Below are 12,705 nucleotides of genomic sequence, written 5' to 3' on the forward strand. Positions count from 1 at the left end.
CATTCGCACCGCATTCAGCGACCGCATTCGATCTCGAAGCCCTTACATCATTGAGACGTTTTTGGGTCGCCAAGTTTGCTATCGATGATGGCCGACATGTCGTCAACCGAGATTTCCCCCGAATATTTGTCGCCATTGATGAAAAAGGTCGGTGTTGCATTCACACCGAATTCATCTGCCGCACGCGATCTCACGGCACTCACATCATCGAGAAGTTTCTGGTTCGTCAAGCAGGCCTCGAAGCTCTCCTGTGTAAAACCGGCCAATTTCGCCATTTGCAGGAGCGCACCGCGCTTGTCCTGCGCTGTGGCCCAATTGCCCTGCTGTTCAAAGAGGACCGAGACGAAGGGGAAATACTGATCTTCAGGCGCGCAGCGCGCCAGCATGATGGCGGCGGCGGCCAGCTGGTCGAGCGGGAATTCGCGCAGAATGAAGCGCACCTTGCCAGTATCGATATATTTTTCCTTGATCGCCGGGAAGGTGTTGATCTCGAAGCGGGCGCAATGCGGGCAGGTCATCGACATATATTCGATAATCGTCACCGGCGCGTTTTCATCGCCGACCGAACGTTCGGGCAAAGCCCCCGGCTCCAGCAGTTTGGCTTCGTCGACATGACCCTGCGCTTCGGGAGCCTCGCCAGTGGCGGCGGTCTTGATGGAGGTATCGACGCCCGGATCGGCTTCCGGTTTGGCTGACGCATTTTCCGTCTCCTCACCGCCGGAGCAGGCGGCAAGAACGGCGGCGGATGCGGCAATTGCCGCGCCGCTTAGAAGCTGTCGTTTGGAAAGCAGAAGCTCAGTCATCTATTAAACCTGTTTATTTATGGGCATTCGGTCACTTTGGATAAAGCGCCAGGATGCCGCTTGCAAGAAAGAGTTCGGCAAACTTCTTCAAAGAAATGTGTTCAGTAAAGGGCGGCAAATATTAAATTACCGCAATGTTCAACGTTTTTGCCGGCTGGACAGCACACCGCGGCCCAGCCTTTGCAGGGCTTCCTTCAGCTTTCCATCGTCCATATCGCCAATCATATCGTCCAGTTGCTGGGCAGCGACGGCATCGAGCGGGCGGAGCTTGCGGGCCTTGTGGGTCTGCGAAACCGGCTTTTGCACGATGCGCACCTGACGGATCGCGGGATAGCCGAAAAAGGCATTGATACGGGCAATCAGCTCGCCCTGCGCATGGGTGAGAAAGAGGGCGCGCGCACTTTCACAGGCGACCGTCAAAACGCCGGGCTGATAACCCTCATCAGCCATCTCGCTTACCCGGCGTGGCCATGTGATTCTTTCGGGCCGCGTGCAATCGGCGAAATCTTCGCCTGCAATTTCATCCCAGGAGCCGAGAAGGGCAGTGTTTATGCCAGCGCGACGCGACAAAACGGGGTCGATGACGCCGTTGGCCAGATCGGCCAGCGGTGCCGGTCCGCGCTTTCTCCATCCCTGTTTCGCCTCTGCCATGAATGATCAAACCTCGGACCTGCCAAGCGCCGGATTGCTGTCGGTTGCCGGCACGGACGCCGCCACAATGGTGGCAACCCATAAAAACAGGTTATCATAGATATCGTGCCAGAAGATCAGATTTGTCATACCGCCAAGCACATAGACTGCGACAAGGGTCAGCGCGACGAAAAGGCGTTCCCGCCCCAGAACGGCTCTGAAAGCCTTTGCGGCGATGACGACCGGCGCGGCCAGCAAGGCGATAAGCGATAGCAGACCAACGAGGCCGCTATCGACGAGGGCGGTGACAAACCCATTGTGGAAATGACTGTAACCGAACCCGGTCTGCTGGATCAGTTCCTGACGGTGTTGCATGCCAAAGCCGAAAATGGGGCGCTCAGCAATGAGATCGGCAGCATGCCGCCAGAGCATGAGCCGTTCAGCCGTGGAGTGTTCCTGCTGGCCGGAGACGACAAAAGATACGAACTGCATGAGACGTGCAATGATAGGTCCGGAAATGAAGAACAGCACCAGGAGTGCCAGAGCCGCGGCAAGCAGGAACCAGCGATTCGCCATGCGCTTTCTGACGTCGGAGAAAAGCGTGACCACGAGAACAGGGCCCACCAGCATGACCGGCAGAAGACCGCGCGTTTCGGACAAAACAAGACAGATCAATGCCGCCAGATATCCCGCGCAGCCCAATATGGCGCGCCAGGCGACGGGCGATGCGGTGTTGAGCAGGGCCAGTTGGCCGACGACTGCACAAATCAGGCCAAAGGGGATTGCATTGCCCGCGCCACCCTCGACACGCATGTGCAGAACGACCGATTGATAAATGGCCAGCGGGAGAGCCAGGATGCAGCAGAAGCCGGCACCGAGCGCCAGCATGCCGATGAGATCGTCAGGCGTTGAAAGGCGCAGGCGTGGAATGATGAACCAAGGGAAAAGAAAGACGAAGACCGGGTAGAGAATTGCGAAATCGACGAGCTTCATGCCATTGAGGGCTGAAGCCAGCAGATTTGCCGCAACATAGGCCGTTGCCGATCCCGCCAACAACAGGTCGGTTCTTGTCAATGCGGCCGGTATCTTCTTGAAAACCAGCATGACGAGGGCCCATATTCCCGAAGCGGCCCATAGGGCGGTAATCGCGGAACCACCGACGCCACCGACGGCGCCCACCAAAAAAACGGCAATCTTGTTATTTTGTCTCTTGTCCGGGAAGTTCATTAAAACCTATGTGCCTCTGAACGCGGGTCCACTGCTCGTTTCAAAACGCCAATCCGGTACAGTAAATCCATGCAGGTGCACAATAGTTTAAACAAAATTCCATCCACTGCAGAAAAGCTACTGGCGTGGTACGACAATCATCATCGGGAGTTGCCGTGGCGGGTGACGCCGCCCATGGCGGCGCGCGGCATCACGAACAATCCCTATCATGTGTGGCTTTCGGAGGTCATGCTGCAGCAGACCACCGTGCAGGCTGTCAAAGCCTATTTCGAGAAGTTCACGGCTCTGTGGCCGCGTGTTGAAGACCTTGCGGCAGCACCGGAAGAAGATGTGATGAAGGCCTGGGCAGGCCTTGGTTATTATGCCCGCGCGCGCAACCTGAAAAAATGTGCTGAGGCGGTGGCATCCCAACATGGCGGGCGTTTTCCCAACACCGAGGAGGGGCTGAAAGCACTGCCGGGGATCGGCGACTATACGGCAGCGGCGATTGCGGCCATCGCATTCAACCGGCAGGCCGCGGTGATGGACGGCAATGTGGAGCGGGTCATCGCGCGGCTCTACGCCATTTCAGATGCGCTGCCCGGCGCCAAGCCCGCCATGCGGGCGCTCGTGCAGACGTTGACGCCGGAAAAGCGGCCCGGCGATTTCGCGCAGGCCATGATGGATCTCGGCGCCACGATCTGCACGCCTAAGCGTCCGGCCTGTATGCACTGTCCGTTGCGCGAAGACTGTATTGCGCTTGCGAGCGACGATCCGGAGCGATTTCCGGTCAAAGCACCCAAGAAAGAGAGGCCGGTTCGGCTGGGTGCGGCCTTCGTGGCGCAAAATTCAAACGGAGACATCTGGCTGCGGCGGCGCGCACCGAGCGGGCTTTTGGGCGGTATGAGCGAGGTGCCGACAACGGACTGGAATTCACGCCGCGACGGGGCAACTGAACTGACAGCCGCCCCCTGCCCGGCGGATTGGCGCGCCTGCGGGGTCGTGACCCACATTTTCACGCATTTTGAACTGCGTCTTTCCGTCTTCCATGCGCAGGGCGTGGAACAGGTGGACGGTCACGGCTGGTGGTCGCCGCTTACAGAAGTTGATGGCGAAGCGCTGCCGACTGTAATGAAAAAGGCAATTAATGCCGCTATGAGTTAGCGCGCAAACGCGAATCAAGAGGTTTTCATGCGAGCGGACATACGTCACATCGTTTTTGATATCGGCAAGGTGCTTATTCATTACGACCCGGAAATTCCCTTTCGCCGGGTCATTCCCGACGCTGCGAAACGCGCATGGTTTCTGGAAAATGTCTGCACCGCCGCCTGGAACATCGAACAGGACCGCGGCCGTGGCTGGGATGAGGCAGAAGCCCTGCTGATTGCCGAACATCCCGATCACGAGGCCGAAATCCGCGCCTTCCGGCAATATTGGCACGAGATGGTGCCGCATGCCTATGACGAGAGCGTGGCGATCCTGAAGCGCTTTCTGAATGAGGGGCGCGATGTGACATTGCTGACCAATTTTGCGACCGATACCTTTGCCCAGGCGCAGGAAATCTATCCCTTCCTGAAGGAGACCCGAGGCGTCACCGTTTCCGGTCATGTGAAGCTGATCAAGCCCGATCTCGAGATTTACCGGGTTCACACCGAGACCTTTGATCTTGACCCGTCGGCAAGCCTCTTTATCGACGATTCACTGGCCAATGTAGAAGGGGCGCGCGCCTTCGGATGGAATGCGATCCACTTTACCGACCCTGAGGCCCTGAAAAAGGACCTGGCCGATTACGAGCTCTTGGACTGAGATTTCTCGGCCAACATGTCCAAATAGACCGCCTCCAGCTGGGCGGTCTTTGCTTTTGTGTCGAAAAGCGGTGCGGTGTCGCGGGCGTTTCTCAGATGTTGGCGCAAAGCGGCGAGGCGTTGGGGATCCCTGGCGATCGCAATGGCCAACGCTTCAAAGGCCTGCAAATCATCGGCCACCAGTTCGGGCAGACCGACGGCGGTGAGCAGACTTTCCGACACGCGGCCGGCAAAGCTCTTGCCCTTGAAACTGACAACCGGCACACCGGCCCAGAGCGAATCCGACGTGGTCGTGTGACCGTTGCACGGACCGGTGTCGAGCGCGATATCGGCCTGCGGCAAGCGGCGCAGATGCTCCGCCACGGGCATGTTTTCAGCGAAGATGACACGTGCGGGGTCAATGCCGGCTGAGCGGGCTGCCGTCTGCAGATTTTCCCGCGCCTTGGGCTGCATCTGACCGAGCCAGAGAACGCTGCCTTCGACTGCCGCCAGAATATGCATCCATGCGACAAAGACCGGCGCACGGATCTTGGCGGCGTGGTTGAACGAGCAAAAGACGATCCCCTCTTCCGGCAGACCGTGCTCAGCACGTGATCCGGTCCGTTCCACGCGTTCACGCCGATTGTCGTTGCATTGGTATGAGACCGGCAGCCGTCTCAGCTTCTCCTGAAAGAACGGCTCGCTTGCAAGAGGCGTGACGATCTCATCGGTGATTGCATAATCAATACCAGCCCCTGTCACGCTGCCGGGATAGCCAAGCCAGCTCACCTGAACCGGCGCCGGGCGCTGGCAGAAGATGGCAAGCCTCGAGCCCTGTGTGAAGCCCTTGAGATCGACGAGGATATCGATGCCGGAATCGCGGATGATCTCGACGGCCTCCTCGTTGGATTTCTCCAGAATATCGACGTAGAAATCGACCGTATCGAGCATGCGGTCGTGCATCTCGTCTTCTCTCAGTTCTTCCGGCGTGTGACAGAAGGCGAAGATTTCGAAACGGCTGCGGTCGTGGTTCTCCAGAATGCCGGCGAGCAGGCTCATCGTGGCGTGATTGTAGAAATCGCAGGACACATAGCCAATGCGCACGATGCCCGGCTCCTTGCCCGGCACCAGCGTATCATAGGTTTCGGGTCGCTCGGCAACCGGCGGCAGGGCAACATCGGCGGTACGGCGCGCATAGCGAGCCAAGAGCGCCTCATCATCGGTCCACATCAAGGCGCGGAAGGCATTTTCCCTTAGATCGGCGGCATCGCCTTCTTTCCTGTAGGCGGCTTCAAGCTGCACCTGCAGAATGGAGGCCGTTGTCAGGTCAGCGAGATTGGAGGCGCACCAGAAAAGTTCGCACACCGCCAGCCTGTCGCCGGGCTTTGCATCGACAGCCTTTTTCAGCGGGCGATAGGCCTCGGCAAAACGGCCAAGGCCGTTGAGGATCAGGCCGGCGCTGATGCTTTCCTCATAGGTCTCGGCAATGCGCGCCAGCATGGTGGCAAACGGCAAAGCTTCGGCATAGTCGCCCAGCTCGGCATACATGCTGCACAGGGCGGTCAGGACTTCCGGCTCTTCGGTGTCATAGCGCAATGCGAGGGTTAAAACCTTGATCGATTCGCGCGGCACAAGTGCCTGGGCAAAAAGGCTGGCGGCGCGGAAAGCGACCTTTTTCCAGTCTTCCTCGGACATTTCCAGCGCCTGGGCGTAACGGATTGCGGCGCGACGCTTTTCACCGAGCGCCTCGTGTGCGGCACCGGCCAGAAGCAGCACTTCACGATCCGGCTGGCCTTCTGCGAAGATCGTTCCAAGCGCGCCCAGCGCTGCCTGCATATTACCATTGTTGAACTCGACCTTCGCAAGGTCCAGCATTCGCGCGATCAAGTTTTGGTCTCCCGATTCGTCATTGTCCAAGCGATATCGGGCCGGTCTTGCGTCAGGCTGTTTGTACGAAAATCAGGTTTTCAAAAGCAGTTCGAGCGCGGGTTTAATATCGGCAAAGGTGGTTTGGCCGCCATCGAAATGCTGCTGCAGCAGCGCACCCAGAAGAAGACAGTAGGCTGCAGAGCCGTATGCCTCTCCAGCAAGGGCTTCAAACAGCGCTTTATAACGTGTGTTGGCAAGCTGCATGGATTCGTCTGCGGCAATCTCTTCCGGCGAGCGCCCCCGCAGATAATCCATCATGAGCGTAACCTCATCGGCAATGCCCGGCGTCAGTTCATCAAAGAGCTGCCGCATGAGCTCGATGCGGCTTTCAAGGTTTGTCGCGGGCACCTGCGCAAGCTTTTCGGCGGCGTCGGCAACGCCTTGCGTTACAACCGCGCTTGATGCGGCGAACAGTGCCTTCTTGGAGGGGAAGTAATGATAAAGCGCGCTTTTGGAAAGGCCCAGTTCGCGGGCGATTTCACGCATGCCAAGGGCGGAATAGCCATTTTTGGAAAACAGCGTGGCCGCAGCCGCTGCAAGCTCCATACGGTATGCATCGTGATCAATGATCCTGGGCATCGAAAACCTTAAATCGTCCAACTGGTCGAAAACATATTGACAATTTTCGGTCCTGTCGAATAGATATTTTCGACCACTTGGACGAAATAAAATGAACAGCTACGATATTCTCAAGGTCATCCACATTCTCTCCGTTTGCCTGATGATCGGTGCAACAGCGATCAACGGATTGCTGCACGCGCTTGTCATCAAGGGGAATTCACCGCTTCCCGCATCACAAACGCTGCACAACATCATGCAGGTCAACCGCCTGATCATGGCACCGGGCTTTGTCGGGATTATTGTGTCAGGGCTCTGGCTGATCCAGGTGGTGGGTTTTGCCGTCGGCGACGTCTGGCTTTTGACCTCCATCATCCTGACGGCGGTGCTTATCCTGGCATTTGGCCTTGGCTACCGTGTCGAGGCCCGCCTGGAGCGGATCGCAGACACGGCGAACAACGAAGGCCAACACGGATTGCCCGGCAGCTATCGACGCCTGTTCGGCCTGGTCACACCCATCGGCGGCGGTGCCACCATTATCAGCATCATCATCGTCTATTTGATGGTCGCCAAGCCCATGTAAATTGAAGGACAATATAATGACGGATCAAGGCGGTGTCAGCCGCGAACATGGCAGCTCATTGCCGCAAAAGCTCATCTTCTGGCTTCTGCATTTCATGCTCATTCTCATCTGCGCATGGCTCGCGCTGTTTGACGGGTTGGCTGAGATCGGTTCGCTCTTCGGGTTTGTGTGGCACCTCTCCGATCCAAGCCGCGCACTTGTGCTGCTCACCTTTGCGGTGATCTATTTCCTGCGCCACGGGATCACGCTGTTTTATCTCTTTGTGCGCAAGGTGGAATGGAGCGAAGCGCTGGGGCTGATCTCATTCTTCGCGCTCTTTGAGATCGGCCTGCTGATTGTGGGCGGCGGTGCATTTCGTGACGAGGCCCTGCCCTTCGGGCCACTTGATGTTGTTGCCGGACTGCTCTTTCTGTTCGGCTCGTGGTTGAACAGCTGGTCGGAAATCCAGCGCAAATGGTGGAAACAGGACCCGGCACACAAGGGGCATTGCTACACTGGCGGGCTGTTTTCCTATTCCATGCACATCAACTATTTCGGCGACGTGGTTCTTTTCACCGGCTGGAGCCTGATGACCCATAATCTCTGGACGTTGGCGCTGCCGATCTTCATGTTCCTGAGTTTCGCCTTCATGCACATGCCAGCGCTCGATGCCTATCTGGCGAAACGATATGGTGCCGAATTTGAAGCCTATGCAGCCAGAACGAAAAAGCTCGTGCCGTTCATCTGGTAGAAAAAAGATGCCCGGAGCTCTTCTCAAGCTCCGGGCAGTGCTTTCCGACGGGACTGAAGGTACTTAACCGCAGGAAAGTTTACCAACAACGGTCGGTTCAGGGATTAACCGGCCTTTGCCATCTCTTGACGGATGATGGCGCGCAGATCGTCGATCGGCTTCAATGCGCCCTCTTCCTCGTAATGCCAGAATGTCCAGCCGTTGCAGGCGTCAAAACCCTGCACCTTTGCGCCCAGACGGTGAATGGAGCCTGCATCGCCACCGGATGCCAGCGTTCCGTCAGCGCGGATGATGGCCGAATAACGCTGCTTGGCATCCGTCAGCACCATGCCCGGACGCAGAAGCCCGGCCTCGATGAGCGACAGGAATGCAACGCGCGGCTCGGCCTTCTTGCCGGTCATCACTTTCAGCTCTGCGGTACCCAGCGGCTGGACAGCTTCGATGCGTGCTGTTGCGGCGTCGATATAGTCCTGCTCACGCTCGATACCGACGAAGTTGCGGCCGAGAAGCTTGGCGACAGCGCCCGTCGTGCCGGAGCCGAAGAAGGGGTCAAGCACCACATCGCCCGGTTTGGACGAGGACATCAGAACGCGAGCGAGAAGCGCTTCCGGCTTCTGGGTCGGGTGGACCTTTTCGCCATTTTCGTTCTTCAGCCGCTCGCCGCCGTTGCAGATCGGGAAGAGCCAGTCGGAGCGCATCTGCACATCATCATTGGCAGCCTTCATGGCGTCATAGTTGAATGTGTAGCCCTTGGCGTCCGGATCGCGCGATGCCCAGATCATCGTTTCATGAGCATTCTGGAAGCGGCGGCCCTTGAAATTGGGCATGGGGTTGGACTTGCGCCAGACGATATCGTTGAGGATCCAGAAGTTCATATCCTGCATGATCGCGCCAACGCGGAAAATGTTGTGATAGGAGCCGATGACCCAGATCGTGCCATTGGGCTTGAGCACCCGGCGGCAGGCGAGCAGCCATGCACGGGTGAAGGCGTCGTAGGCTTCAAAGGAAGAGAACTGATCCCAATGATCGTCGCAGGCGTCAACCTTGGACTGGTCAGGGCGATGAAGTTCGCCACCGAGCTGCAGGTTATAGGGCGGATCGGCAAAGATCACGTCGACAGACTTGTCGGGAAGGGCATTGAGCGCTGCAACGCAGTCGCCTTTGATGATCGTATTCAGCCATTCACGGCTTTGCGGGCGACCGGACAGCTGGCCGAGCGGAAGAACTGCTGACATTTTGTACTCACACTTACGCTTACTCAATACCAACGCGCCAAAACGAGACGCGCTTAACTGACCATTAGGGTTACCGAACTTGGTTACGAAATGCTGAAGAAGCGGAGCGGAAGAGCAAAAAAATGCACGCAAGAACACAATTGCGTCTTCCGCTTATCGAAAGAGCAAGCGGGCACCTTGCGCCGATGAAAGATGAAGATTGTTGACAATCTTACAATATTGAATTGAAATGACGGTATCGGTGATCGATGACAACAAAAAGCCAAGGGGAATGACATGAAATTGACGCGACGGAATTTCTCGCTTTTGGGCGGGGCTGGACTGGCGATGGCCGCTTTTGGCGGCGTGGTGCCGGCAATGGCGGCGGGAACGCTGGACGACATCAAGGCGCGCGGATCGCTGCGCGTGGGTGTTACGCAGGCACCGCCGTGGTATTCGAAAGATCCGGCAACGGGCGAATGGACGTCCGGCGTTGGTGTTTCTGCCGGCAAGGCGATGGCCGAGGCGCTGGGTGTGAAATTTGAGCCGGTGGAAGTGACCTGGGGCACAGCTGTTGCCGCCCTGCAGAGCAACAAGATCGATATCATGTTCGTTCTCGATGCGACGGATGAGCGCAAACAGGCCGCCGACTTCCCGGAAACACCCCTCCTCTATTATTCTCTGGCTGTGCTTGCCAAGGACGATCTGGTTGTGACGAGCTGGGAAGACCTGAACAAGCCGGAAATCAAGATTTCCGTGCCGCAAGCCACCAGCATGGACAAGTTCCTGACCGAGAATGTGGGCGACGCCGATATCCAGCGTTTTCCGGGAAATACAGAGGCGATTGCAGCGTTCCAGTCGGGCCGCGTTGATGCCGTCTGCCTGTTCCATCCGCCGTTGATTGCCGCCCGCCAGAAGCTCGGTTACGGCAAGATCGTCGTTCCCACCCCGGTCAAGTCGAACCCGACCAGTGCCGCCGTGCGCAAGGGCGACAGCGAATTCGTGGCCTTTGTCGACGGGCAGTTGAAGGACTATTACACGTCCGGGAAGATCCAGACCTGGTATGAGGAATTTCTGTCCGGCTTCGGGCTTGATCCCAAATCTGCGCCGCCAATCATCAAAGAACGGCTCTAAGAGAGCCTTTCCCGATGTATGAGTGGAATTTCTGGCCGGTGCTGAGCGAAAGCGGCATCCTTTGGGCCGGCTTTCGCAACACGCTGATCCTGACAGCAACCGCTCTTTCGGGCGGGCTTGTGGTGGGGCTTTTTCTGGCGCTGGGGAGGCTCTCTCACCGGCGCTGGCTAAGCCTGCCTGCTGGCATTGTGATCGAGGTTTTTCGAACCACGCCGCCGCTTGTGCAGCTTTTCTGGTTCTATTTTGGCCTTCCCATTGTGCTGGCTGTGGAAATGACGCCGTTTCTGGCAGCCGCCTTGACGTTTACGATCCAGAGCGGAGCCTTTTTTGCCGAAATTTTCCGCGCGGGCATCGTTTCCATTGAAAAAGGCCAGTGGGAAGCCGCCCGCGTGATCGGCATGAACCACGCCCAGATGATGCGCCGGATCATTCTGCCGCAGGCGGTGAAACGCATGTTTCCGTCCATGATGGAACGGTCCATCGAACTGATGAAGACGACGACGCTGGTCGCCACCGTTTCATACGCCGATCTTCTCTTTCAAGCCAATGAGCTGGCGCAGAAGACTTTCCGACCGCTGGAGGTCTACACGGTCGTGGCGCTCATCTATTTCATTTCCATTTCAGCGGTCAGCTTCCTTGCCGCCCGCCTTGAAAAGCGCTTCGCCCGCAGCGGGGAGATCACCCAATGAACTACCATTGGAACTTTGCCAGCGTTTTTGAAAATTGGCCTGCGCTGCTGATCGGGGTCGAGGGAACGCTGAGGCTCTTCGTCGTCTGCCTTCTCATCGGCATGAGCCTGGGGCTGGTCGTCGGTCTTGGACGTCGCTCGAAAAGCAAGCCGGTCAAGTGGCTCTCCACCGCCTTTGTCGAGTTTTTCCGCAATACCCCGGTGCTGGTGCAGATCCTCTGGTTTTATTATGCACTGCCGATCCTGACCGGCCTTGAGATCAGCCCGTTCATGGCCGCAATCCTTGGCATTTCGCTTAACTCTGCAGCCTATTCGGCAGAGATCTTTCGCGGCGGCATTCAGTCGATTGAACCTGGCCAGTGGGAAGCGGCAACCGCCATCGGCATGAGCCGCTTACAGACCTTGCGCCGTATCGTGCTGCCGCAGGCAATCCGCCGGGTTATTCCAGCACTCACCAATCGCGGGGTTGAGATTTTCAAGATGTCGACGCTCGCCTCGGTGGTCGCCTATGTCGAGCTGTTGCAGCAGGGCAAGCTCATCGCCTCGCTGAACTTCAATCCGCTGGAGGTCTACACCGTCATCGGCGCGATCTTCCTGCTTATCCTCTATCCCATCGTGCGCCTGACCTATGCGCTCGAACGCCGCCTTGCCCGGAGTGACTGACCTTGACTGATCCCATTTTACAATTGCGCGGGCTTGAGAAATCCTTCGGCGACATGCAGGTCTTCAAGAATGTCGATCTCGATGTGGCACCGGGCGACCGGATCGCCATTCTGGGGGCTTCAGGCTCGGGGAAAAGCACGCTTCTTCGCTGTATCAATGTTCTGGAGACGCCTGACGCCGGCGATATCCGTGTCGGCGGAAAGCCGGTCGGCGCGGTAGGCTCAAATGGGCGGGTGCGCTATAGTGAGCGCGAACTTTGCGCGCTTCGCCAGCGGGTGGGCATGGTGTTTCAGCAGTTCAACCTGTTTCCGCATATGACCGTGAAGCAGAACGTGACCGAAGGGCTTCGCACCGTCAAAGGCATTGCTTCAGCCAAGGCTGACGAGCGGGCGCTGAAAGAGCTTTCGCGCGTTGGGCTCGCAGACAAGGCCGAGACCTATCCATCACGCCTTTCGGGCGGACAGAAGCAGCGTGTGGCGATTGCCAGAGCGCTTGCCATGGACCCGGAAATTCTCCTCTTCGATGAGCCGACCTCGGCGCTTGATCCTGCCCTTGTGGGCGAGGTGTTGAGCGTGATCGAGCAATTGGCCAACGAGGGCCGGACCATGCTTCTGGTCACCCACGAAATCGGCTTTGCCTATCATATGGCAACCAAGATCGTGTTTCTGGCCGAGGGCGGAATCTACGAAATGGGGACACCCGACGCGGTGCTCAAAAATCCCCAAAAGCCTCTGACCCAGGCCTTCCTGGCAGAACATCAGCGTTTTCATTTTTGATCGAGAG

Annotated in this window: 14 protein-coding genes; 8 read left to right on the forward strand and 6 right to left on the reverse strand. The window is 57.7% G+C overall.

Annotated elements, in window-relative coordinates; translation table 11 throughout:
• Positions 1 to 47: 47 nt before the first annotated feature.
• The 3 genes from NHF56_RS11260 to NHF56_RS11270 all read right to left on the reverse strand — a co-directional run bounded on the left by NHF56_RS11260 (position 48) and on the right by NHF56_RS11270 (position 2,537).
• Positions 48 to 803 carry a DsbA family protein gene (locus NHF56_RS11260; RefSeq protein WP_252804340.1) on the reverse strand — a complete coding sequence of 252 codons (756 nt, stop codon included), beginning with the start codon at positions 801 to 803 and terminating at the stop codon, positions 48 to 50.
• 138 nt (positions 804 to 941) lie between these two features.
• Positions 942 to 1,454, reverse strand: coding sequence for a DUF721 domain-containing protein (locus NHF56_RS11265; protein ID WP_252804342.1), 513 nt, complete (start codon positions 1,452 to 1,454; stop codon positions 942 to 944).
• A gap of 6 nt (positions 1,455 to 1,460) precedes the next feature.
• Positions 1,461 to 2,537 carry an O-antigen ligase gene (locus NHF56_RS11270; protein WP_252804344.1) on the reverse strand — a complete coding sequence of 359 codons (1,077 nt, stop codon included), beginning with the start codon at positions 2,535 to 2,537 and terminating at the stop codon, positions 1,461 to 1,463.
• Positions 2,538 to 2,729: 192 nt separating this feature from the next.
• On the opposite strand from NHF56_RS11270, the gene mutY reads away from it, so the two are divergent.
• Together mutY and NHF56_RS11280 are read left to right on the forward strand one after the other, a co-directional pair.
• A complete protein-coding gene (mutY, locus tag NHF56_RS11275) occupies positions 2,730 to 3,803 on the forward strand; it encodes an A/G-specific adenine glycosylase (RefSeq protein WP_252804346.1) in 1,074 nt (357 codons plus the stop codon).
• A gap of 27 nt (positions 3,804 to 3,830) precedes the next feature.
• A complete protein-coding gene (locus NHF56_RS11280; protein ID WP_252804347.1) occupies positions 3,831 to 4,445 on the forward strand; it encodes an HAD family phosphatase in 615 nt (204 codons plus the stop codon).
• Here the strand turns inward: NHF56_RS11280 and NHF56_RS11285 are convergent.
• Both NHF56_RS11285 and NHF56_RS11290 read right to left on the reverse strand, forming a co-directional pair.
• Entirely contained in the window at positions 4,427 to 6,310 is a 1,884-nt protein-coding gene (locus NHF56_RS11285) for a glycosyltransferase family 41 protein (protein WP_252804348.1), read from the reverse strand. The two genes, NHF56_RS11280 and NHF56_RS11285, sit on opposite strands and share 19 nt — an antisense overlap.
• Positions 6,311 to 6,382: 72 nt before the next feature.
• Positions 6,383 to 6,931 carry a TetR/AcrR family transcriptional regulator gene (locus tag NHF56_RS11290; RefSeq protein ID WP_252804349.1) on the reverse strand — a complete coding sequence of 183 codons (549 nt, stop codon included), beginning with the start codon at positions 6,929 to 6,931 and terminating at the stop codon, positions 6,383 to 6,385.
• Between the two features lie 91 nt (positions 6,932 to 7,022).
• On the opposite strand from NHF56_RS11290, the gene NHF56_RS11295 reads away from it, so the two are divergent.
• Together NHF56_RS11295 and NHF56_RS11300 are read left to right on the forward strand one after the other, a co-directional pair.
• A complete protein-coding gene (locus NHF56_RS11295) occupies positions 7,023 to 7,493 on the forward strand; it encodes a DUF2269 family protein (protein WP_252804351.1) in 471 nt (156 codons plus the stop codon).
• A gap of 16 nt (positions 7,494 to 7,509) precedes the next feature.
• The gene (locus NHF56_RS11300; RefSeq protein ID WP_252804353.1) at positions 7,510 to 8,223 is read left to right on the forward strand and encodes an isoprenylcysteine carboxylmethyltransferase family protein; all 714 of its coding nucleotides are present in this window, start codon (positions 7,510 to 7,512) and stop codon (positions 8,221 to 8,223) included.
• Positions 8,224 to 8,327: 104 nt separating this feature from the next.
• Here NHF56_RS11300 and NHF56_RS11305 read toward each other — a convergent pair whose 3' ends face one another.
• Positions 8,328 to 9,458 carry a site-specific DNA-methyltransferase gene (locus NHF56_RS11305; RefSeq protein ID WP_252804354.1) on the reverse strand — a complete coding sequence of 377 codons (1,131 nt, stop codon included), beginning with the start codon at positions 9,456 to 9,458 and terminating at the stop codon, positions 8,328 to 8,330.
• A gap of 276 nt (positions 9,459 to 9,734) precedes the next feature.
• Between NHF56_RS11305 and NHF56_RS11310 the strand changes: the two genes are divergently transcribed.
• Genes NHF56_RS11310 through NHF56_RS11325 form a run of 4 tightly spaced genes read left to right on the forward strand, consistent with a single transcriptional unit; the run spans position 9,735 to position 12,698 of the window.
• Positions 9,735 to 10,571 carry a transporter substrate-binding domain-containing protein gene (locus NHF56_RS11310; RefSeq protein ID WP_252804356.1) on the forward strand — a complete coding sequence of 279 codons (837 nt, stop codon included), beginning with the start codon at positions 9,735 to 9,737 and terminating at the stop codon, positions 10,569 to 10,571.
• Positions 10,572 to 10,585: 14 nt separating this feature from the next.
• Entirely contained in the window at positions 10,586 to 11,260 is a 675-nt protein-coding gene (locus tag NHF56_RS11315; protein ID WP_252804358.1) for an amino acid ABC transporter permease, read from the forward strand.
• A complete protein-coding gene (locus NHF56_RS11320; RefSeq protein WP_252804359.1) occupies positions 11,257 to 11,922 on the forward strand; it encodes an amino acid ABC transporter permease in 666 nt (221 codons plus the stop codon). Before NHF56_RS11315 ends, NHF56_RS11320 begins: the two co-directional genes overlap by 4 nt.
• Before the next feature lie 2 nt (positions 11,923 to 11,924).
• The gene (locus NHF56_RS11325) at positions 11,925 to 12,698 is read left to right on the forward strand and encodes an amino acid ABC transporter ATP-binding protein (protein ID WP_306431169.1); all 774 of its coding nucleotides are present in this window, start codon (positions 11,925 to 11,927) and stop codon (positions 12,696 to 12,698) included.
• Positions 12,699 to 12,705: the final 7 nt, after the last annotated feature.

The sequence above is a fragment of the Rhizobium sp. L1K21 genome, assembly GCF_024055895.1.
In the GTDB taxonomy this organism is placed as follows: domain Bacteria; phylum Pseudomonadota; class Alphaproteobacteria; order Rhizobiales; family Rhizobiaceae; genus Ensifer_A.